The sequence below is a fragment of the Enterococcus sp. 9D6_DIV0238 genome (genome assembly GCF_002174455.2).
In the GTDB taxonomy this organism is placed as follows: Bacteria; Bacillota; Bacilli; order Lactobacillales; family Enterococcaceae; genus Enterococcus_L; species Enterococcus_L dunnyi.
On sequence record NZ_CP147246.1, the window covers coordinates 330,062 to 352,799 of the forward strand.

At 37.9% G+C, this 22,738-nt stretch carries 19 protein-coding genes and 1 other annotated feature; of the genes, 2 read left to right on the forward strand and 17 right to left on the reverse strand.

Annotation, left to right across the window (positions count from 1 at the left end; genetic code table 11):
* Window positions 1–21: 21 nt before the first annotated feature.
* The 12 genes from A5889_RS01540 to A5889_RS01595 all read right to left on the reverse strand — a co-directional run bounded on the left by A5889_RS01540 (window position 22) and on the right by A5889_RS01595 (window position 14,002).
* Window positions 22–1,050, reverse strand: a complete 1,029-nt coding sequence (locus A5889_RS01540) for a 3-deoxy-7-phosphoheptulonate synthase (RefSeq protein ID WP_087640122.1) — start codon at window positions 1,048–1,050, stop codon at window positions 22–24.
* A 64-nt stretch (window positions 1,051–1,114) separates the two neighbouring features.
* Window positions 1,115–1,358 (reverse strand) — a binding site (T-box leader).
* Between the two features lie 118 nt (window positions 1,359–1,476).
* Complete coding sequence (locus A5889_RS01545; RefSeq protein ID WP_087640123.1) at window positions 1,477–1,944, reverse strand: Fur family transcriptional regulator; 468 nt, start codon at window positions 1,942–1,944, stop codon at window positions 1,477–1,479.
* Between the two features lie 124 nt (window positions 1,945–2,068).
* Window positions 2,069–2,935: a CvfB family protein gene (locus tag A5889_RS01550; protein ID WP_087640124.1), complete on the reverse strand. Its 867-nt coding sequence runs from the start codon at window positions 2,933–2,935 to the stop codon at window positions 2,069–2,071.
* Window positions 2,936–2,953: 18 nt separating this feature from the next.
* Window positions 2,954–3,280, reverse strand: coding sequence for an AzlD domain-containing protein (locus A5889_RS01555; RefSeq protein WP_087640125.1), 327 nt, complete (start codon window positions 3,278–3,280; stop codon window positions 2,954–2,956).
* Entirely contained in the window at window positions 3,270–3,977 is a 708-nt protein-coding gene (locus A5889_RS01560) for an AzlC family ABC transporter permease (protein WP_087640126.1), read from the reverse strand. The genes A5889_RS01555 and A5889_RS01560 overlap by 11 nt, the downstream gene beginning before the upstream one ends.
* Before the next feature lie 205 nt (window positions 3,978–4,182).
* Entirely contained in the window at window positions 4,183–6,114 is a 1,932-nt protein-coding gene (locus A5889_RS01565) for a cell division site-positioning protein MapZ family protein (protein WP_087640127.1), read from the reverse strand.
* A gap of 204 nt (window positions 6,115–6,318) precedes the next feature.
* Window positions 6,319–7,425, reverse strand: coding sequence for an RNA polymerase sigma factor RpoD (gene rpoD, locus A5889_RS01570; RefSeq protein WP_087640128.1), 1,107 nt, complete (start codon window positions 7,423–7,425; stop codon window positions 6,319–6,321).
* A 77-nt stretch (window positions 7,426–7,502) separates the two neighbouring features.
* Entirely contained in the window at window positions 7,503–9,407 is a 1,905-nt protein-coding gene (dnaG, locus tag A5889_RS01575) for a DNA primase (protein ID WP_087640129.1), read from the reverse strand.
* Window positions 9,408–9,690: 283 nt separating this feature from the next.
* Window positions 9,691–10,596 (reverse strand): SPFH domain-containing protein, encoded by a 906-nt coding sequence (locus A5889_RS01580; RefSeq protein WP_412523567.1) that lies wholly within the window; start codon window positions 10,594–10,596, stop codon window positions 9,691–9,693.
* 52 nt (window positions 10,597–10,648) lie between these two features.
* The gene (locus tag A5889_RS01585; RefSeq protein ID WP_087640131.1) at window positions 10,649–10,882 is read right to left on the reverse strand and encodes a hypothetical protein; all 234 of its coding nucleotides are present in this window, start codon (window positions 10,880–10,882) and stop codon (window positions 10,649–10,651) included.
* Between the two features lie 29 nt (window positions 10,883–10,911).
* Window positions 10,912–13,248, reverse strand: a complete 2,337-nt coding sequence (locus A5889_RS01590) for a cation-translocating P-type ATPase (RefSeq protein WP_087640132.1) — start codon at window positions 13,246–13,248, stop codon at window positions 10,912–10,914.
* 136 nt (window positions 13,249–13,384) lie between these two features.
* Window positions 13,385–14,002: a lysozyme family protein gene (locus A5889_RS01595; RefSeq protein WP_207114545.1), complete on the reverse strand. Its 618-nt coding sequence runs from the start codon at window positions 14,000–14,002 to the stop codon at window positions 13,385–13,387.
* 173 nt (window positions 14,003–14,175) lie between these two features.
* On the opposite strand from A5889_RS01595, the gene A5889_RS01600 reads away from it, so the two are divergent.
* Window positions 14,176–14,895 (forward strand): alpha/beta fold hydrolase, encoded by a 720-nt coding sequence (locus tag A5889_RS01600; protein WP_087640134.1) that lies wholly within the window; start codon window positions 14,176–14,178, stop codon window positions 14,893–14,895.
* Window positions 14,896–14,913: 18 nt separating this feature from the next.
* Window positions 14,914–17,493, forward strand: coding sequence for a bifunctional lysylphosphatidylglycerol flippase/synthetase MprF (gene mprF / locus A5889_RS01605; protein ID WP_176372797.1), 2,580 nt, complete (start codon window positions 14,914–14,916; stop codon window positions 17,491–17,493).
* 121 nt (window positions 17,494–17,614) lie between these two features.
* Here the strand turns inward: mprF and A5889_RS01610 are convergent, their stop codons facing one another.
* The 5 genes from A5889_RS01610 to nagE all read right to left on the reverse strand — a co-directional run bounded on the left by A5889_RS01610 (window position 17,615) and on the right by nagE (window position 22,737).
* Complete coding sequence (locus A5889_RS01610) at window positions 17,615–18,490, reverse strand: PhzF family phenazine biosynthesis protein (RefSeq protein ID WP_087640136.1); 876 nt, start codon at window positions 18,488–18,490, stop codon at window positions 17,615–17,617.
* A 99-nt stretch (window positions 18,491–18,589) separates the two neighbouring features.
* Window positions 18,590–19,777 carry an elongation factor Tu gene (tuf, locus tag A5889_RS01615; protein ID WP_087640137.1) on the reverse strand — a complete coding sequence of 396 codons (1,188 nt, stop codon included), beginning with the start codon at window positions 19,775–19,777 and terminating at the stop codon, window positions 18,590–18,592.
* A gap of 180 nt (window positions 19,778–19,957) precedes the next feature.
* Complete coding sequence (locus A5889_RS01620; protein ID WP_176372776.1) at window positions 19,958–20,119, reverse strand: hypothetical protein; 162 nt, start codon at window positions 20,117–20,119, stop codon at window positions 19,958–19,960.
* A gap of 12 nt (window positions 20,120–20,131) precedes the next feature.
* Window positions 20,132–20,488 carry a hypothetical protein gene (locus A5889_RS01625; protein ID WP_087640425.1) on the reverse strand — a complete coding sequence of 119 codons (357 nt, stop codon included), beginning with the start codon at window positions 20,486–20,488 and terminating at the stop codon, window positions 20,132–20,134.
* Between the two features lie 260 nt (window positions 20,489–20,748).
* Window positions 20,749–22,737 (reverse strand): N-acetylglucosamine-specific PTS transporter subunit IIBC, encoded by a 1,989-nt coding sequence (gene nagE / locus A5889_RS01630; RefSeq protein WP_087640138.1) that lies wholly within the window; start codon window positions 22,735–22,737, stop codon window positions 20,749–20,751.
* Window position 22,738: the final 1 nt, after the last annotated feature.

Below are 22,738 nucleotides of genomic sequence, written 5' to 3' on the forward strand. Positions count from 1 at the left end.
TTTTTTCATTGCAGAAATTATTTACGCATTCTCAGCAATATATTCAACTAAACGTTCCGTTTCATCCCAGCCTAAACATGGATCGGTGATAGATTGACCAAACACCTTGCCGTTTGCTTCTTGCCGTCCACTTTCAAGGAAACTTTCGATCATAAAGCCGCGAACCCATTCTTTCATATCATTGTTCCAAGAACGATTGATCAATGTTTCTTTGACGATTCGGATCTGTTCTTTGTATTGCTTACCAGAATTATCATGATTAGTGTCGATCACAATAAATGGATTTTTATACCCACCTGATTTGTATAATTCTACTACTTTCAATAGATCTTCATAATGATAATTAGGAATATTTTTTCCATACTCATTTAACCCTCCACGTAAAACAACATGAGCCAATGGGTTTGAGCTAGATTCCACTTCTAATCCATTAAAAATAAATTCTTGTTTTTGTTGTGCTGCATATAAAGAGTTGAACAGTACATTTAAGTTGCCGCTAGTTGGGTTTTTCATTCCTGTAGGCTGGTCGATTCCGCTTGCCACAAAACGATGTTGCTGATCTTCTACTGAACGAGCACCAACTGCAATGTAGCTGACTAGATCCTGTACAAATTCTAAATTTTCTGGATAAAGCATCTCATCTGCTGTTGTCAATCCTGTCTCACTGATTACACGATTATGGAGACTGCGCACAGCTGCGATACCTTTGATCAGGTTACTTTCACCTTCTGGATTTTGTTGATGAAGCAGCCCTTTATAGCCGTCGCCATTTGTTCTTGGTTTATTGGTATAAACACGCGGAACCATAAAAACTTTATCCTGTACCCTTTCTTGCAATTTTGCTAAACGAGTAACATATTCCATCACAGCTTCTTCATCATGAGCAGAACATGGGCCGATCAATAATAAAATCTTTTGACTTTTCCCTTCTATGATCTCCTTCAATTCATGATCCCGAAGTGCTTTTTTCTCCGCTTGCTCTTTCGTTAATGTAGACAAAGATTTTACTTGATCAAAATCGATTGTCTTGCTTAATGCTTTAAAACTCATAGAATAACTCCCCCTCATTTTTCTAGTACTCAAACAATAAAAAAAGCCTCGCCTTTTCATTTCTGAAAAGGACGAGACGTATTGACTCGTGTTACCACCTTTGTTTACAATCAGCTCACACTCATTGCCTTAATAGGTACAAATATATACCCTGGCACAATAACGGGCGCGCACTAACCGTCACAGCCTACTTCATTCGGTGTGAAGTTCAAAGAGGAATTCGGATAATCCAAGTTTGTGCGCCTCTCAACCACCGGCTACTTTCTGTACAACTGTCTTATCTTACTAGTTCTTATCGATACTTTTATTGTTTATTGAAGCTATTGTATGAGATTCTTCAAGGATTGTCAATCATTTTTGCAAATAAACGACAAAAAGCCAAACAAAAGTATCTAAAATACACGTTTGGCTTTTTCAAATAGAACACTATTCTTTTGTTTGATTTTTCTTTTTTTGCTGACATTCTTCACAAATACCATGAAAGGTTAAGCGATGATCTTTCACCATGAAATGATAGCGTTGCTCGATCACTTGCTCGACTTCACCGAGAAGGTCCTCTTCTACTTCTTGAATATTGCCGCATTCCAAACATAGCAAATGATGATGGAAATGCTTTGCACCTTCTTTACGTAAATCATAACGGGCTAATCCATCATTAAAACTTACTTTATCGACGACCTTTAGATCCGTCAATATTTCCAGTGTGCGGTAAACAGTTGCTAAACCAATTTCAGGGCTTTTTTGTTTGACTAAAAAATAAATTTCTTCTGCTGATAAGTGATCTTTTTCATTTTCTAGTAAGACTAAAACCGTTGCTTCTCGTTGAGGCGTTAGTTTGAATCCAGATTCATGCAATTGTTGTTTCGTTTTCTTTAAAGCAGCAGTTGAATCCATAGTTGGCAGCCCCTTATTTAGAATGATTTTAAACTAGGAATGTAATTCCTAGAATTAAATTATAATTAGTATAAAATAACTGAAGAACATTTGCAAGTGATTCTCAATTAGAATGAAAAAAGATTTATTTCTCTTCTTTTTCCAATAAAATAGTAAAGCCAGATTCCTGCTTGATCTTCCCTTGTTTTAGCAAGCTGCCGATCGCCCGCTTGAATTGAGCTTTGCTGATACCGAATGTCTGCTTGATTTCCTCAGGATTCGATTTATCAGTAAAAGGGATTTTATGATCAGCGGCTCTTTCTAAGAAGGTCAAAATCATCAGGGCATCATCACTAATGACTTCATATCCTCTAGGTTTCAATGAAAGATTCAGCACACCATCAGGACGCACACCAATGACTCTGCCATTTACTTTCTCACCTAAACGCGGCTCTTGATAACGTTCGGAAGGATGGATAAAGCCAATTTGAAAATCATCTGTTAGAACAAAAGTACCTGCCATCTTTAAACGATAAACGATGCCGCTGACATTTTTGTTTTTAAGGTCTTCAGTTCCAGGCTTAGCCATTGCTTTAAACAATTTTTCATCTGCTAATTCACCCCAAATACGGTCTTTGTCATCGACTTTGAGTGCAATCATTAGTTGGTCATCTTTCTTAGGCCATAATTCGCGCATAACAGGCAATTCATCAAGAGATACTACTACATCCTTATCCTTTAAGCCAATATCGACAAAAGCGCCCAGATCTCTTCTAGTACCCGTTACCGTCCCGAAAGCAAATTGACCGATTCGAGCTGCTGGGATCACCGTTGTCATTTCCGGCTCTTGTTTTTGATTTAAGTAGCCGAATCCTTCAACTGCCTCACCGATTTCATGAGCTCCTTCTTCTTTTGCTAAACGAAAAGTGATCCCGTTTTTTTGTAAAAAGTAATATCCGTCATTTTCATCGATCACCAATGCGGTAAAAATTTTTGCTAATAATTCGTTCATAGTATGCTCCTTCTGGCCTTAGCCTAAAAAAATGCGTAGTAAAGCTACCGTTACAATCCCGACTAAAACGGTTTTCATTAAGTCTTTCGTACGAATAGCTACGAGTAAAGTGGGAATACAGCCTAATGCTTCTATTACTTTTACCCGGGGGAAACCTGTTGTCTGAGCCTCTAAAATACTCTGAAATAAAAGTGCAGTCAAGATACAAATAGGAATAAACGATAAAAATCGTAAAAACCATTTAGGAAAATCTATACGTTTTGAGATCAGGAACGGTAAAATCCGCGGAATCCAAGTAACTAATGAACATCCTAAAATAGTCAGCAGCACATAATTATTCATCACGATAATTCACCACCCCAACTGTACAACCTAATAGTGTAGAAAATAAAACAGAAAGTTCTGGGGAAAAGAATCCCATAAATAGATAAAGTGAAACGATCACCGTTCCTAAAACGATCAATGTTTCTTTGGTATGTTTTTTTATTGGATCATCCAATTGTAATATGAATAAGCCGGCAAACATCGCAACTAACGCAAAATCCAAGCCAAGTAAATTTGGATCTGGAATCCAAGTACCCAATAATCCTCCGATAACGGTGGCGAAAATCCAAGCAGCGTAAGCTGTGATATTCAAGCCGTGTGTCCATGCCGAAGAGACACGATTTTCATTATTTAAAGCTGACATCAAAACCCCATAAGATTCATCTGTCAGAAGTGTTCCGATCCCGATACTTGTGATCAGAGGCTCTTGTTTAAAATATGGCGCAACGGACATGCTCATCAAAAAATGACGTAAATTTACTAAAAAAGTGGTAAAGATAATTGCAGAAACTGGTGAATGTATTGCAAGCATGCCGCAAATGATAAATTGTGCACCTCCGGCATAAACCAAAATGGACATTAAAGCAATTTCCAAAATCGATAGGCCAACGTTTTTCCCAACGACTCCTGCAGCGATTCCGATGCCTAAATAGCCTAAAATGGTTGGTACACAAGCCATTACCCCTTCTTTGAATGTGTTATATTCTTTTTTTTCCATACTGTTTCTCCTTGTATTTAGCCAATCGTCATTGGCTATTTTCACCATAGGGCGTTTATCAAGACAATCAGTGATGTCTTTAAAAATGCAGAAACTCATTTTTTCTGTTTCGTGCTTGCATAAGCGCCTATATAGATTGATTCAGAAGGAAAACGAGACAAAAGTACAAAGACCTTTGCCTCATCTATTTCTTCTCAAAAAATGATCATCTTCCAGCATTTCTTGAAGCATTTCCTTTGAACCAGCCTGTTTTAGCATTGATCGTAACTAAATACTGACCATCTCCACCATAGAGGTTATAATAGCCTTCCCCATCAATGATTCTAGCGGGTTGTAATGAGTAATTACCTGCTGTAATGTATCCACGTTCAATACAAGTAGCAATGACTTTATCTTGAATCCCAGGTGCCCAAACCCATGCTGGGTTACTCATATCGCTAACATCATTTGCATCTGCCGTATAAACAGGAGCTGTATAAACACCATCAGCATTTGCGGGTGTGAATGTACTTGCATCTGGTTGTCCGCCATTTGCAGGTTGTACAGTATTTCCTTGCTCATCATAAACTGCTGTGTTCCCCGCTGACGACTGTCCGCTCGCTTGAGCAGATGCCGCTTGCTGTTGTGCTGCATTTGCTGTTTCTAGTTCAGTCAATGCTTGATCAGCTTTTGCCAGTGCTTCTGTTAACGGCTTACGTAACGTTTCACTCTTGACTTGATCGACTTCGGCTTTTGCAGCATTATAGGTTTCTCTTGTCAAGGCTTCAGTCGTTTGGTTATCCTTGTAGACAACTTCAACTGCAGCTTTGGCTTTTTGTAATTGATCATATTGTGCGATTGCTTGATTGATTCCTTGGTTGATCAATTTGTCAAAAGCATCTTTTTCATCATATTTACTAATATCGACTTTTTTATCGGCCTTGATTGCAACATCATTTAATTTGTTTCCAGAAATAACTGGTTGATCAAATAGCTCATTGACCTGTGAAAGTGCAGCCTGCTTCGTCGTCACTTTATCATACAATGTTTGTAGTTTTTTGTGATCTTTATCATCTTTCAATGTGTCCAAATTTTCTTTGATGGTTTTCGGACTAAGATTGACCATCTCCGGCTTGATAAACAGCTGTTTATCATCTGTAAAATAACTATTCAATTCTTTTTCTGTTTGAGAAGCAAGTTTTTCATTCGTTTCAGACACTTTTGTTCCATCAGAAGATTTCTTTTGTGTTTGGCTATAAGCAAACCACGATCCTCCTGCTAGTACTACGACCGCCGCCAAAATAATCGATAATTTTTTATAGTTTTTTGGTTTTGATGGTTTTGGATTGTCAGATTTAGGTTCAGCTTTACTAGATGGAGCCGCCGGTTTAGCGAAATGATCTTTAGCAGAAGACGATCCTTCTTCCCCATCTTTAAAAAAGATCGGTGCTGCGTCCATTTCGATTTCTTCTGGCTTTTTACTATTTGAAGGGATTTCAGTTGTTTCTTTTGGTAATGCTTTAGGACCGATTGGTTTTTCTTCTGGTTTAACGAATTTAGAAATTCCTTCTTTTGATGTATTATTTATCGGTTTTTCATTCTGCTTTTTATCCTCTTCTATAGGCTTCACTTCATCTTGTCCTTTATCAGTAGATTCTACTTCCGGCTCAGCCGCTTGTTCTGTCTCTTCAGAAGTCATTGGCTCTTCAAGCTCTTCATTTTCATTGGTCTTTTCAGCATCTTTTGTTTTCTCATCAGAAGATAACTCGTCTTTTATTTCTTCATTTTTATGGTCATTGATATATTGGGCTAACGCAGCTGTGTCTTCGAGGTTAGTCTTTTTCTCTTCGACTATTTCCTCAGAGTCATTTGTGATTTCCTCAGCAGTCGCACTTGTATCTTCTTGCTGCTCATTGAACATCGTCATTACATGACCAATACTCATATCTTTCAATTCAGACCATTCAATATTTTCATTTTGTTCCTTATTAAGAAAACTTGAGGATGATTCTTCCTCATTGATCGTCGCTTCAGTGTTCGTTTCCTCAGTTGAAATCTTTTCACTTTTTTGGTCTTCTTTAAAAGAATGACCACAGTTTGGACAGACTTCTTCTTTATTATCTATTTCAGTTCCGCAATTTGGACATTGTTTCGTCATTCATTCCGCCTCACATTCTATCATTCAAGTAAATCTAATCTACCATAAAAATGCTGTTCTTCCAATATGTACTATCTAACTTTTTTGTTACGATTATTTAAAAAAAGAGTGAAGCAAAACTAAACAAAAGTTTTGCTTCACTTTAAAACTTAGATAAACAGCGTCCTATCAGCTATTTTTATTCATTTTTAACTGTACCCATTCTTATTCTAAAAAGTCTTTCAATTGTTTAGAACGAGATGGATGGCGTAATTTACGCAATGCTTTCGCTTCGATTTGACGAATACGCTCACGAGTTACACCAAAAACTTTTCCAACTTCTTCTAATGTGCGAGTACGTCCGTCATCTAAACCGAAACGCAAACGAAGAACATTTTCTTCACGGTCAGTTAGTGTGTCTAAGACATCTTCTAATTGTTCCTTCAACAATTCATAAGCTGCATGTTCAGCCGGACTTGTTGCATCTTGATCCTCGATAAAATCACCAAGATGAGAATCGTCCTCTTCACCGATCGGTGTTTCTAAAGAAACTGGCTCTTGAGCGATTTTTAGAATCTCACGTACTTTTTCAGTAGGTAGATCCATTTCTGCTCCGATTTCTTCCGGCGTTGGTTCTCTGCCTAAATCTTGCAGTAATTGACGTTGGATTCGGATCAATTTATTGATCGTTTCTACCATATGCACTGGAATCCGGATCGTTCTTGCTTGGTCAGCGATCGCACGTGTGATTGCTTGACGGATCCACCAAGTCGCATAGGTTGAAAACTTGAACCCTTTACGATAATCAAATTTTTCAACGGCTTTCATCAAGCCCATATTTCCTTCTTGAATCAAATCAAGGAACTGCATACCACGGCCAACATAACGTTTTGCAATAGAAACAACCAAACGTAAGTTAGCTTCAGCTAAACGCTGTTTCGCTTCTTGATCGCCTTCTTCGATCTTCAAGGCAAGTTCAACTTCTTCTGCCGCTGTCAGTAATTGAACGCGGCCGATTTCTTTTAGGTACATACGCACAGGGTCATTGATCTTGACACCCGTAGGAGCAGATAAATCTTCCATTTGGGCCTTTTCAGCAACTTTTTCATCTTTTTTCAGACTATGTTCACTAGGGTCGCCATTTTCATCTACAACACTGATTCCAGCGTCTTCAACTTTTTGAATCAATTTTTCCATTTCATCTGCATTCAATGTAAATGGTGTTGCTAATGTGTTTGTTAAATCATCATAAAAAACAGTTCCTTTAGGCTTGTTTTTCTTGATAAAGGCTGCCAGTGCAGCTGCATATTTTTTTTCTGTTTCTTTTTCCATGAAAAGAAGGCCCCCTTCATTTTTCCATTCAGCTAAATCTATAAATAATAGTCAAATACATGCTCTTGAACAGTTCGTTAAGAGGCTGTACGACTTTTTTGCAATTGTCTTACTAAGCCGATGACTTCAATGGATAATTCATCAACTAATTGTTTGTTGCCGATACGTTCTGCTTCCTTTTTTTGCTGTTGTTTCAAAGAAATTTGTTCTTCCAAGCTGGAATTTTGGATCACTCGTATGACATCTGCAATTTCACGATCCGAACTTTCTTCAGAAATCTTTTGAAGAGAGATATCAATAGCGAGTTTCTTTGTCGAATCTTCTTTCAAATAATCAACAAAATCAGCTAGTAAAAAATCACTATGAATACTCATATAGCCATCCAAAAGTAAATATAATTCTTGATACTGATCATGAGCAAAACTAAAGTCAGCCAGCTGCATGACCTGATTACGAATCCCCTGTTCATTCATTAAACGATAAATCAATGTTCGCTCTGCCTTTTCTACTTGAGTCAAAGGCAATTTATTTTGAGCAGACGGCATCGCTTCTTCTTCAAAAAATTCAGGTGGTTCGATCATCCCGTCTATTTCTAAAACAGGCGGCGGTGCTGTTGCTTGCTGTCGTTCGCTTCTTTTGACGGAACGCTGTTGTGTTTCAAGTTGTCTCAACTGTTCTTCCAAAGAATGAAAGGATAATTGAAATTCCTGAGCAAGTTGGTTCAGATAACGGTCTTTTTCTAATGGTGACTGAACAAGTAGCAGCTCTTGGAGTAAATCATTAACATAGTCCAGCTGTTCTTTTTCGTTGTTCATATTTCTTGATAAACGATGATACTGCATTTTAAAGCTGAAAACTGTCTCGCGACCATGAAGTGCAAGCTCACGAAAAGAATCACTGCCGTATTTCCTTAAATACTCATCCGGGTCAAGCTTTTCCGGGATACTAACGATACTCAACTTAAAACGACTATGGTCACTTAATAAGGAAATCGCCCGATTGGTTGCTTCGATCCCTGCTTTATCCCCATCGTAACAAATAACAAGTTCTTGAGCGACTCGCTCTAGCTTTCGGATTTGTTCATTCGTCAAACTGGTTCCCATCGAGGCAACACCACTAGTGATGCCAGCCTGCCAAGCAGCAAGCACATCCATAAAGCCTTCGAACAAAAAGACTGTATTCTCTTTACGAATTTCTTTACGGGCCTTATCAAAGTTAAAGAGTGTATCTCTTTTATTGAATAAGACGGTCTCGGGACTATTGAGGTATTTAGGCATGTCTTCGCCAGAAAAATCTTCTGTTTTGAGCAATCGTCCAGAAAAAGCAATAATATTTCCACGATCATCATTGATAGGAAACATCACACGCTGATAAAAACGATCCAAAAATTCACCGTTGTCTCTTTGAATAAATAAACCTGATTCTTTAAACAATTCTTCGGCTGTTTGTTCATTTTGGAAAACCTGGCTTAAAAAATCTCTTTTTTTCGGAGCAAAGCCGATTTTAAATGTTTCAATCAACTCTTTCGTCAAGCCACGTTCTAGTAAATAGTTCAACGCAGGCTCGCCGATTTGCGTGTTCATCAATACATGGTGATATAAATCAGCAGCTTTTTTATGCAGCTCGATCAATTTACGATTTTGGCTATTTTCAGCTGTATCCGCATCATAAGAATTGCTCCAGTCGATAGATACCGGAATATTTTCAAGCTCCGCGACTCTTTTTACCGACTCAGGAAAACTGATTCCTTCTATTTCTTGTAGAAAATTAAAAACAGTTCCACCTTTTCCGCAACCAAAACAGTGAAATATCTGCTTGTCTTCTGCTACCGAAAATGAAGGGGAACGTTCTTCGTGGAACGGACATAGACCCATATAGTTCTTGCCGGATTTTTTCAATTGAACGTACTGTCCAACAACATCAACGATGTTTGTTCGTTGCCTCACTTCCTCGATCACTTCTTGAGGAATTCTTTGTGCCACTGTTCTCACCTCCTAAAAAAAGCCAAAAGCTAATTCACGTGATAGTCAGTAAAAAAGCACTGAAACCTTCAGCGCGATTTTAAAAAGACACAATTACACATGGTTCATTGTATCATATTTAACATTATTTTCAAGTAAATTGCCTATTTATTTTCTTCACTCAAAAATCCTTTTTTATAGTTTACATAAAATAAATATGGTCACCTAAATCATGATATAAACAAAAAAAGAAGACAGATAATCAGCTTACCGTTTTCTTTTCTTGTTTAATACGATATTTCCCTTAAAGTTCTGGAGTCGAATGCTCTTTCTTATCTTGAGCGGACCATAATTCTTTTGCTACAGGAATATTTCCTAATTCAGTCATATTGCTTGGTAAGATCACTGTATTAGTATCACTTTTCACCACTTCTTTAAATGCTTCTATTCCAAGATAAGCTAAGGCTTGATCATTTAAATCACTATCCTTGATTGCCTGATTCAATGCAAAAATCCTTTGTCTTTCGGCTTCAGTTGTAATGCGAATTCTTTCTGCTTCGGCTTCGGCATCGATTTTCGTACGTTCAGCTCGAGCTTCAGCGTCGATTTTTGTCTGTTTAGCACGTGCTTCAGCATCGATCTGCATTTGCGACGCATTCGCTTCAGAATCCAAAATAATCGATTGCTTTCTACCTTCAGAAATAGTGATCGTTGATTCTTTATCTCTACTGGCGGTGATCAATTTATTCATTGAATTAACGATTTCATCTGAAACTGAGATTTCTCCGATATTGATTCTATCGATAGATAAGCCGTACCCAGCAGTAATGTCTTTGACACTTTCGAATAAACTCACATTGATTTCTTCCGTACCATTCAGTACTTCATTCAAATCCATTTTCCCAATGATACCGCGTAGATTTGATTGACAATCTTGAATCATCGAAGTCACAGAATCTTCGTTGTCATAAACAAATGCACGAACATCGGTTACATGGTACTTGATTGCTTCATCAACTTCCACGATTACATTGTCTCTGGTAATCACGCTTTGAGACTCGATTTCTAAAGGCGTTTGCTTTAGTGATACTCTTCCTCTAACCTTGTAAAGTACAGGAATTAGAAAATGAAGCCCTGGATCGATCGTTTTAACATATTTACCAAAGCTTTCAACGATCTTCACTTCTCCCTGCTGTACAATGATCACCATTTTTGAAACAAGTACCAAAATTAAAATAAGAACGACAATAAAAATTAAAATATTAAGGATTATCAATATAATTCACATCACTTTCGAATAAATAGTTGTTTACAGTTACAAATAATTCTGTACTAGAAAAATCAACGACTTCCAACATTGCACCCTTTTCAGGGATACCGTTGATCACACGATACATATAAGGACTGCCATAGATTCGAACGACTCCATTAAAATTATCTGTTGAAGACCGAAAACATTTTCCAATCGTTTTGCGCATTTGATATTCGCCGCTCATCATTTCCCCTCCTTATTTTTCACTCACTTTTAAAGCTCCTTGATTGTTTTACCTGCGCGTTTCATTTGATAAAATCCAATGATGATTCTTACGACAATATTTATCACCATCATCACAGCGAAGATCGGTAACGTTTGGCTAGTTAAAAATCCGACTTCTAAAATATGGTGGAACAGCATCGCTGCAACATAAATACCGCCGATGGTTGTTACCGCAAGGAAAATCCGTAATGGATTAAACGGTAAACACGCTCTAACAACAGCCATACAACTGATCCCGATCAATAGATAATACATTAGAGTCGTTGTTTCCATTTGGCTAAACCCTCGTCCTTGAGCAAGCAGGTAAACAGCAACGATGTTTAACACAACTAATACGGCATTTACAGAAGCATTTCTCAAAGCCGTAGGTAAGAACTTCCCATTAACCTTCCGCTTATCACTTTCGAATGACAGGAAGAAAGCTGGATAGCCTTCAATAGCCAAATCGATCAATGTAATCTGAATCGGTATAAATGGGAATGCGATTGCAGTGAACATACAGATCATGGATAAAATGAATGAATAGATCGTTTTAATGAAAAAGATACTGGCAACTTTTGTGACATTATTGACCACACGACGCCCTTCAAATAAAACATCCGGCAAGGTCGTAAAATCAGAATCCAGTAAAACCAAATTAGAAATCTGTCTTGTTGCGCCGTCTCCTTCTGCCATTGCAATACTGCAGTCTGCTTCACGTAAAGCTAAAACGTCATTTACTCCATCACCAGTCATCGCGACAACATGGTCATTATCTTTTAGTTCACGAACGATGATTCGTTTTTGCTGTGGTGTCACTCGACCAAAAACTGTATACTCATGTACTGCTTTACGAACCTGTTCTTCTGTATCTAAAGTAGATAAATCGATATATGACTCATAACCGAACAAACCTGCTCGGCGAGCGATATTCGATACCGTCACTGGATTATCTCCGGAAATGACTTTTAAATCAATGCCTTCTTCACGTAAATAAGCTAGTGTCTCATTTGCATTTTGGCGAATTGGATCATCGATTTCTAACACAGCTAAAGGCTCTAGGTGCGGCATCGTTTGCTCATCCAAACGAATGTGTTCAGCAATCCCCAGCATCAGCACACGATAGCCATTTTCCTGAGCATCTAAAACTTCTTTAGGTAGCCGTTCAGCTGAGAATAATTTTTCAGGCGCTCCAAGGTACACAGTCCCAAGCTCGGTAAAATCGATCGCTCCCCATTTTCTCTCAGAAGAAAATGGTAAAGTTTGTTCTGCACCATAACGATTTGATAAGTCAAAATGATCTCGAATCGCTTGCATCGTAATATTATTATCTGTACTTTCAGCTAGATAACTTCCTATAATCTGTGGAAAGTTCTCGTGATATTCAGCATGAAGCACTGTTACTTTTTGGACTTTCATTTTTCCTTCGGTGATCGTCCCTGTTTTATCTAGACATAGTGTATCGACATGTGCCAACGTTTCGATAGAATACATATCTTGAACTAAAATTCGTTTTTTAGCTAGCTTGGCAACACCTGTTGTCAACGCGATACTAATCAGTAAAACCAATCCTTTTGGCAGCATCCCTAACAAAGCAGCTGCTGAAGCGACCACAGATCCTTTTAGACCTGCATCTCTGATCAAAAATCCTTCTAAAAATAAAATGATACCCAATGGAATGATCACTAAACTGGTAAATTTCGATACTTTTCGAATTGAGTTTACTAGCTCTGATTGAATTGGTTTATGGACCTTTGCTTCCGCTGTAATTTTGACCGCATAGTTTTCAGCTCCGACATGGATAACTTTAGCATAGACTTGTCCACTCGCTAAAAAACTGCCGGAAAGTAGGATATCTCCACTCACTTTTTCGATCAAATCAGATTCCCCCGTCAGCAGGGCTTCATTTGCTTCTGCTTTTCCTTCAATTACTTCTAAATCAGAAGGAACCTGTTCACCTGCTGCAATCACAACGATATCGTCCATGACTAATTCTTTGGTATCGATCTCGACTTCTTTTCCATCACGTACGACATGTACGCTTTCTTTGGCAACGATCGATAACTTTTGGACTAAATTTCTGGCATGTATCTCTTGATAGATCCCCATACCCATATTGACTAAAATAATTGCTAGAAAGGCTAGATTAGAATAAGCCCCAACAAAAAATAAACAGACAGCAATGGCAAAGTTCAAAAAGTTGAACAAGGTCATTACATTGTCGTAAATAATGTCTTTCGTTGATTTTGCAACATTTTCTTCGTAATCATTTTGTAGGCCTTGCCTCTTTCTCTCTTCTACCTCCGATTGAGTCAGACCCTGTTTTATATCAAAATTATTTGCCATGAATTAGCTTCCCTACTTTCTCCTTGTTAAAGATACACATTCTTTAGTTTACTTGTTAATAGAAAGAACTTCAAGAAAATCCTTGAGAATTCGTATAATTTCAACAAACGATCATTCTCAAGGATTATGTAGTTACTTATTTGAGCCATTTGATAAATTGCATGTTCATCTTGACAATATCTGCATAAAACATGTTTCCGCCATTACGATATAAAAAACCACCGTTATGAAAAACTGCCTGCGGCCGATAATAACGATACATTTTTTGCTCGTCATTTCCTAATAAAGGAGCCAAAACATCTCTTGAATACTCTTCAGCTAAACGAACCGTATTTTTGCCTCCGCGTTCTTTAACAAATTCAATATAATCCAATCCAAAATTATAAGCCTGCACCGCAGTCCACTGATCACAACCAGCTGCTTCAGCCTTTTCAACTGATTGAGCTAAGTAAGCGACACCTGCGTCAATGCTTTCTTTGGTCGTTCCGATCATATGTCGTTGACCATAGACACTCTCACTACTTTGCATCAGGTCGTCTGCTCTACCTTTTGACTCTGTATAAATAATTGCTAAAATCACATTCTTATATTCAGGAATGTTGTTTTCCTTCACAGCTTCCTCGACCTCTGCTTCAAACGTCATCACATGTTTGACATTTTTACGAATGTCGTAGCCAAGATAACCCGCTACAATAATCAATAGTAATAATATTAATAATAGTGATCTTTTAAATAATCTCGCTAATTTGCCCATCATATCATCCAAACTTTTTTAAGGTATTACTTATCATACGTTATTCTAAAAAAAAAATCTAAATAAATGCTGAATTCTTTATTATTCTTTAATAAAAGGTTCCTAAATAAATATCTTTTCGGTTTGAAAACGAGTCAAAAACCGATATACTAAGAACGACAGGTGGGAATAAAATGAAACGAGAAAAAAGAGTGTTATTAGCAGCTGATCACAGTCAAATCTATTACGAAATTTGCGGCACCGGCTTCCCTTTATTTCTTCTTCATGGCAATAGCGGAAGCGGAAAATATTTCGAAAAACAGTTACCTGAATTCAGTCAACATTTTAAAGTGATCACCGTAGACAGCCGCGGACATGGGCGTTCTACGAATCAAAGTACTACCTTGTCATTTAACCAAATGGCAGAAGATTTACATTTGATTATGAAGCAGGAGGATATTCGGCAAGCTGATTTTGTCGGTTTCAGCGATGGTGCGAATGTTGCAATGGTCTTCACTAAAAAGTACCCCAAAGCTGTTCATCGACTTGTATTAAACGCTGGTAATACAACCGTTTCAGGAGTCAAACTTTTTTTTAGAGGATTAACGGAATTAGAATATCTGTTAGTTCGCCTAGCTGCAGTGATTAGTGAAACAGCAAAAAGATATTTGCCAGTTATTCAGTTGATGCGAAAAGATATCGATGTCTCAACAACTGATTTAAGCCAATTTAGAGCTAAGACATTAGTTATTGTCGGAAAATACGATGTGATCAAACGTGCCCATTCGATGTATCTGGCAAAAAATATTCCGAAGGCTTCATTTGTTTTAGTCCCCAGACAAGGACACTCTTTTGCAAGAAAGAATCCTGAGTTATTTAATCAAGAAGTGCTCTCATTTTTATTAGAAAAGTAGGTGTATTTAGTGAAAAAAATGCTGCAATGGTTCAAGGAACGAATCAGTTATTTTAAAATAATCTTTATTTTTTCAGTTATTATTATCATCTTGCGTGAACTTCTTACGATCAGTAAAACGATCTCATTCAATCAATTAGGTATCGTTTTTCAAGATATTCCTCTTTGGAAAATTGCTTTGATGCTGCTTATTGGATTGGTCTCTGTGCTGCCGATGCTTAATTATGATGTAATCCTCAACAAGATACTAGGACAACATCCCAAGAAAAGATTTCTATTTGAAAGCAGCTGGATGATCAATACGATCAATAATATTGCAGGCTTCGGCGGATTGATCAGTATCGGACTACGCTCTGAATTCTACGGTAAAGAAAAAGATGGTAAAAGAGTTGTTCAGGCACTTTCGAAAATTTTACTATTTTTGATGTCGGGTCTTTCAATCTATAGTCTTATTTCATTTTTATTAGTAACACTGGGACATACAAATGACTATATCCAACAATATTGGGTTTGGTTAATTGGCGGTAGTCTGTATTTTCCGATCGTACTACTTGTTAGTTTTTTCAAGAAAGACAATTATATCGGGGATATCGATAGAAAAACGCGTGCTGGCTTGATCTTGACCTCTTTCATGGAATGGACAGGCGTTTTAGGCAGCTTCTTGTTGATCGGTATGCTGATGGGTGTCAAAATGAATCCATTACAAATCATCCCATTATTTATTGCTGCTTCTGTTATCGGAATCGTTTCGATGATTCCTGGGGAACTTGGTAGTTTCGACTTATTGATGATCCTCGGATTATCTGCGCTCGGTATCTCTCGCGAGGTTGTCGTTGCTTGGATCCTACTTTATCGACTCTTTTACTATATTATACCGTTTCTGATCGGTGTGATTTTCTTCATGAATAATTTGAGTTATTCCTTAAATAAAAGATATTCTGGTATTCCCAGAGAGCTTTCAACTGAAGTAGCACATAAATTTGTCGTTTTCCTAATGTATTTTTCTGGAATTATGATTGTTTTATCAGCTACGATTCCTGAAGCTTTTATAGAGTTGACTTGGCTCAAACAGCTAAATCCACTTTCTTTTCGGATCATTACACAAATTCCAGCAATTTTACTAGGCTTTTTGCTCTTGATTACTGGTAGAGGCATCGCGGCTCGTGTGAAACGTGCTTATTTTCCCACGATCGGATTGATCGTCATTACACTTGGTTATACCTTTATGAAAGATTTTAGCTGGGGAGTGATTTTATTTCTAAGTTTACTTTTACTTATCATTGTCTTTTCTAAGCGACAATTATTTAGAGAACAACTTGTGTATTCTTGGGAGATGATCACAGTCGATGGCGTGATTTTTCTAACGCTGACAATCTTATATATCGTGATCGGTGTCTATAACTTGCCGGCCTTCCCTCACCACAAGCACAAATTTATTTCCTTTTTCTTATTCCCATCTGAGAAAATTTGGTTATCTGGTCTTATTGGTATTTTACTGGTCACTTTAGTCAGCTACTTATTCATTCGTTATCTCGAAGGCAAACGCTATAAAATCGGTATGCCGCTAGATGACGAACGGGCATTATCACTTTTGCTGAATTATGGAGGAAATACTGACAGTCAATTGGTTTTTCTTGGTGACAAAGATATGTATATTTATCAAAATAGTGCTCAGGAAGATACTGTCTTGATACAATTTAAAACGATCAACAACAAATGCATCGTTATGGGAGATCCTTCCGGGAATAAAGAAGATTTTTCTGATGCGATCGAACAGTTCATCAACGAAGCTGATCGTTGGGGATATTTGCCTGTTTTCTATGAAGTTTCAGAAGAATGTGTAATGTTTTTACACGAGTTTGGCTATGATTTCATTAAAATGGGCGAAGAGGCTCATGTTGATTTACCAAGCTTTACTTTATCCGGCAAAAAAATGAAAAGTGAGCGGGCTGTCATGAATCGTTTCACTAAAGAGAACTATTCTTTCGAGGTTCTGTCCCCTCCTTTTTCAGATGAGTTAGTGTCAGAGCTAAAACAAGTTTCAGATGAGTGGCTCGGCAGCCGCAAAGAAAAAGGATTTTCTCTCGGTTTTTTCAATGAAGATTACCTAGCTCGCAGCCAAATCGCTGTAGCGAAAAATCAATCAGGAAAAATCATTGCATTTGCAAATATCATGCCGACTTACACAAAAGAAGAAGGAACGATCGATTTAATGAGATACAGCAAGGAAGCTCCCTCTGGCGTAATGGACTATCTTTTTATCTCCTTATTCCAACATATGCAAGAAGAAGGCTTAGCTTACTTCAATTTAGGAATGGCTCCCTTATCGAATGTAGGAACATCGAGAAAAAGCTTTATCCAAGAACGGATCGCTTATCTTGTTTATGAATTTGGCTCTCGCTTTTATTCTTTTCAAGGATTACGGGATTATAAAGAAAAATATGCAACTGCCTGGGTTTCACGTTATACCCTTTATTCCAGAGAAAGTTTTATCGCCTATGTTATGATCGCACTATTGATCATTGACAACGCACCTATTGAAAAGCAAAAAAATGTTCACGGGATTCGCCGTATTCTTAGAAATAGATCTCAACGTTAAGAAGTACGTTGTAATTGGTACAAATCGTTACAGAATTACTGAATAATCTACTTTTAGACCATCATTGATCATGATTTAGAAAAAAACGAGACAAAACTGATTTTCAGTTTTGTCTCGTTTTTTACTCATCTAATGTTATTTTTATCTCTTCGTTCAAACAGGCTGTGCCAGTTATTCTGACCGAATGAGCTGCCTTTTCCCCTCTGATCACATCAACCAAAACCTGTCCTGATCTGTTTACATGTTTCCCTTGGAAAACAGTGATTTCTTTTCTCTGATCATCAAGATAAATATGGTTTAGAGCATAAGCTCCCATCACACCAGAAGCGGTACCAGTAACAGAATCTTCTTTCGTTCCTGAAAATGGGGATGAAAAATGCCTTGCAGTCATCACAGCGGCTTCTTTTGAAAGCACTGCAAAAGGATGAACAGAAGCTTTTGACATTTCAGTCAACAGCTCAGGAAAACATTGTGTATCTGCTGACATTTTGTCCAAAACTGTTTCATTTTTAACCGGAACTAGCAAGGTCCATGAGCCTGTATTTCCATATTGAATCGGTAAACTGGGATCAAGATCTGTCTTTTCGATCCCTAAACTCTGACAAAGCGCTTTTTTATCTCCCATAAAGTCGATAAACTTTGGTTCCGCTTGAGTCATCGTGATTTCACATTGTTCATCATTATAATCGACCGAAAGAAGCCCCGCTTTCGTTTCAATGACTCGCTTTTGATTTCCTTTTCCATGATATAAAGCAAAAATACTCCCCATCGTCGCATGACCACATAATGGTGTTTCGTGTCCTGGTGTAAAATATCGTAATTTGATATCCGCATGATCACTCGCACAACAAAAAACTGTTTCATTAAAGCCGACTTTTTTCGCAATTTCCTGCATCTCTTTTGTACTATACTGATCACCGTTTAAGACAACACCTGCTGGATTCCCTTGCCCAATGACCTTAGTAAATGCATCTACCCTCAAAACCGAACACTCCATTAACGAACGCTCCCTTTTTTTAGTCCATATCATATAATAAAAAAGCGTATACGTCAAAACAGATTTTTGTTTTGACATACACGCTTAGTACGACGTTTTCTATTTTTCTATTTCTGTCACAATGCCGGATCCGACTGTGCGTCCACCTTCGCGAATTGAAAAGGTCGTTCCTTTTTCAACAGCAATTGGATGGATCAATTCAACATCGATCGTCACATTGTCACCCGGCATAACCATTTCAACATTTTCAGGGAGTTCAACAACTCCCGTTACATCAGTTGTTCGGAAATAAAATTGTGGACGATAATTTGTAAAGAATGGTGTATGACGTCCACCTTCTTCTTTTGTAAGAACATAGACTTCTGCATTGAATTTTGTATGTGGAGTAATGGAACCCGGTTTAGCAATTACTTGTCCACGTTCGATTTCATCACGAGTGATTCCACGTAAAAGTACACCAACATTATCTCCTGCTTCACCATAATCCAATGTTTTTCTGAACATTTCTATTCCAGTTACCACGGCTTTTTGTGTTTCTGGTTTAATCCCTACGATTTCAATTTCGTCACCAACGCTCACTTTTCCTCGGTCGATACGACCAGAAGCAACAGTTCCTCGTCCTGTAATTGAAAAGACATCTTCTACTGGTAGTAATAACGGTTTATCTGTATCCCTTTCAGGTGTAGGAATATATGAATCAACAGTATCCATCAACTCTATGATGGCAGCTTCTGCTTCTGGATCTCCTTGAAGTGCTTTTAATGCAGAGCCTTTGATGATCGGCGTATCATCGCCTGGGAAATTGTACTCATTAAGTAATTCACGAACTTCCATCTCAACTAAATCGATCAACTCTTCATCATCTACTAAATCTGTTTTATTAAGAAAGACGATCAGATATTTAACACCGACTTGACGAGACAATAAAATATGCTCTCTTGTTTGCGGCATTGGACCATCAGTTGCTGAAACGACTAAAATCGCACCATCCATTTGAGCTGCACCTGTGATCATATTTTTCACGTAATCCGCATGTCCCGGAGCATCGATATGAGCATAGTGACGAGCGTCTGTTTCGTATTCCACATGGGCGGTGTTGATTGTGATTCCACGTTCTCTTTCTTCTGGTGCTGCATCAATACTAGCATAGTCCTGCGGGTTTGCTAGGCCTTTTTTTCCTAATACTGTAGTGATCGCAGCAGTCAATGTTGTTTTCCCATGATCGACATGACCGATCGTGCCGATATTTACATGGGGTTTACTTCTGTCATAATGTTGTTTTGCCATAATTTACAAACCTCCTATTTTCTTCAAAGGATCAGTAAAAGGATTTTAAATTGACCTTTATTGACCTTTGTAATGCTATTATATACCTATTTAAAAAAAGTACAACTTATATGCTTACTAATTGTAAGTGGTGAAACAGAAAGAAAAAAGGATGGTTTTAAGCACCATCCTTTTAATAAATTACTTTTTATAAAATTGATCCATCTTACGTTCGACGTTTTCGCCGCATACATTTGCAAATTCAGCCGATAAGCGACGTAACTCTATTGCATCATCCAGGGAAAGCTCCTCTGTTTGAAATTTTTCGATCAGTCCCAACAACCGTTCTGTATTTTCCTTCATGTTTTTCCCACCTTAAATTCTATCAACGACTTGCTCGATTTCCTTTTCATCATAAACCGTCAAAATAAATTTCTCTTGATAAGATCTTGTCATCTCTTTAATTTGATCGATCATATGAGTGTCACAATCAATATAAAGAATAATCGCTTCAAATCTATTTTTAGTGTCGTTTAAAAAACGTTTTAAGTCGTTAAGCGTATTATGTCTTGTCATTGTTTCATAGGCTGGCATTTGTTTTGCTCGAATAAAATTATAAGGAATCTCTCCAGAATATCCGACAACCGCAACTTTCTTACCAGTGTGCTCTCTCTTGACTAAATCCCAGACTTTCTCGATTTTTCTTGAATTCTTTCCTTTAACAATAATCATTGATCTATCTCCCTTTTCTTCATCATATTCAATCAATATGACACAAAGAAACCATAGGATCATCAACTGGCACTTCTTTGTGTCCAGCCTTATTCGCGCAAGATAATCTCCTCCTAAAAACAATTACACATTAACCATAGCATAGAAAAAAAATAAAGCAAGAGAACAAAAACATTAAAAATAAAACGAGGGTTAAAAAAACAGCTGAACGAGATAGAATCACGACGGCTCTATCTTTGTTCAGCTGTAAATAACGGCTATTATTTTACTGTTACTTTACCAATTGTATCATTGGCTGAAGTTTCTTGACCTGATTTAGCTAGATCATAGCTATCAACAATATCTTGATTTGTAAATACAACGATCAAATCTGATTTTTTACCTGCCGCTTCAAGCGCAGCTAGATCCATTGTAGCGATCTTATCGCCTTGTTTTACTATTTGCCCTTCTTCAACATGAAGCGTAAATGGTGCACCTTTTAGTTCAACTGTATCTAAGCCCATGTGTAATAGTACTTCGATACCTGAATCAGTTTGGATTCCTAAGGCATGTTTAGTTGGGAAAATACTAGTGATTTTACCAGCAACTGGTGTTGTTACTTCACCATCTGTTGGAATGACCGCAAATCCATCACCCATCATTTTTGCTGAGAAAACATCATCTTGTACTTCAGAAATCGGGATAACTTTCCCGTTCGCTACTGCAAATAACTCAGTTTCTTTTGTTGTTGCAGCAGGTGTTGATACTTCTTCTTTCACTTCAGGCTTTTTTACAGGTTCACCTGAAATTGGAGCAGCTCCATTACGAATTTTATTCATTTCGTCTGCAACGAATTGAACCTCTGTCCCAACGATCACTTGAATATTTGTATCATCAATGACTTTCACACCTGGAACGCCAGTTGCTTTGATTTTCCCTTGATCGACTTTACTTGTATCAGCCACTGTTAAACGTAAACGAGTTGTACAGTTGTCGATAGAAGTAACATTTGCATCTCCGCCAAGACCTTGATAAATTCTGCTTGCTAATACAGCGAATTTATTATCTCCACTTGTTGCAACATCTGGTGTTTCTTCGCCTTCACCTTCTTCACGACCTGGTGTCATCAAGTTAAACTTCTTGATTGCAAAGTCGAATACTACGAAGTAAAGAACAGCCATTACTAATCCTTGAACGATCAACATGTACGGTTGGTTCGCGATTGGATTACGTAAGCTTAACACAAAGTCGACTAGTCCAGCACTAAATGCAAAACCTGCTGTCCAGTGGAAAATTGCTGAGATGAATAATGAAATACCTGTCAAAATAGCATGTAATACATATAATGGCCATGCTACGAACATGAATGAAAATTCTAATGGTTCAGTGATACCTGTGAAGAATGAAGCAAAAGCTGCTGCGATCATCAATGAAGCAGTTGCTTTTTTCTTTTCAGGACGAGCGTTACGATAAATCGCGTATGCTCCAGCTGGTAAACCAAACATCATCATTGGGAAGAACCCAGCTTGATACATACCAGTGACACCTTTTTCACCAGCACCTGACAAGAAGTTTCCAATATCGTTGATACCAGCTACGTCGAACCAGAATACTGAGTTTAAAGCGTGGTGTAAACCTGTCGGGATCAATAAACGGTTAAAGAATCCGTAAAGACCAGCACCTACAGCACCCAATTTAGAGATAGATTCACCAAAAGTTACTAAGCCAGAAAAGACAACTGGCCAAACAAAGAACAATACGCCTGAAGCAACTAACATTGCTAAAGCAGTCATGATCGGTACTAATCGTTTCCCACTAAAGAATGATAAAGCCATCGGTAATTTCACTTGGCTGAAACGATTGTACATCGCAGCTGCGATCAAACCTGATAAAATACCGATAAAGGCATTACCGATTTTCGCAAATGCAGGATCGACCTGCTCAACTGGAATTCCTTTCATCGCACCAACTGCTGCACTTGAAAGTAATGTTGTTACAACTAAGAACGCTACTAGTCCACTAAGGGCTGCTGCACCGTCTTTATCTTTAGACATACCTAATGCCAAACCAACCGCGAATAATACTGGTAAGTTATCAATGATCGCGCCCCCTGCTTTCACTAAGAAAACAGATAAGAAATTCGGATCGCCTAATCCAGTCATTACGTTTGGATCGATCCAATAACCAATCCCCATCAAAATCGCTGCTGCCGGTAATACGGCTACAGGAAGCATCAATGAACGTCCCATTCTTTGCATGTATGCTTTCATT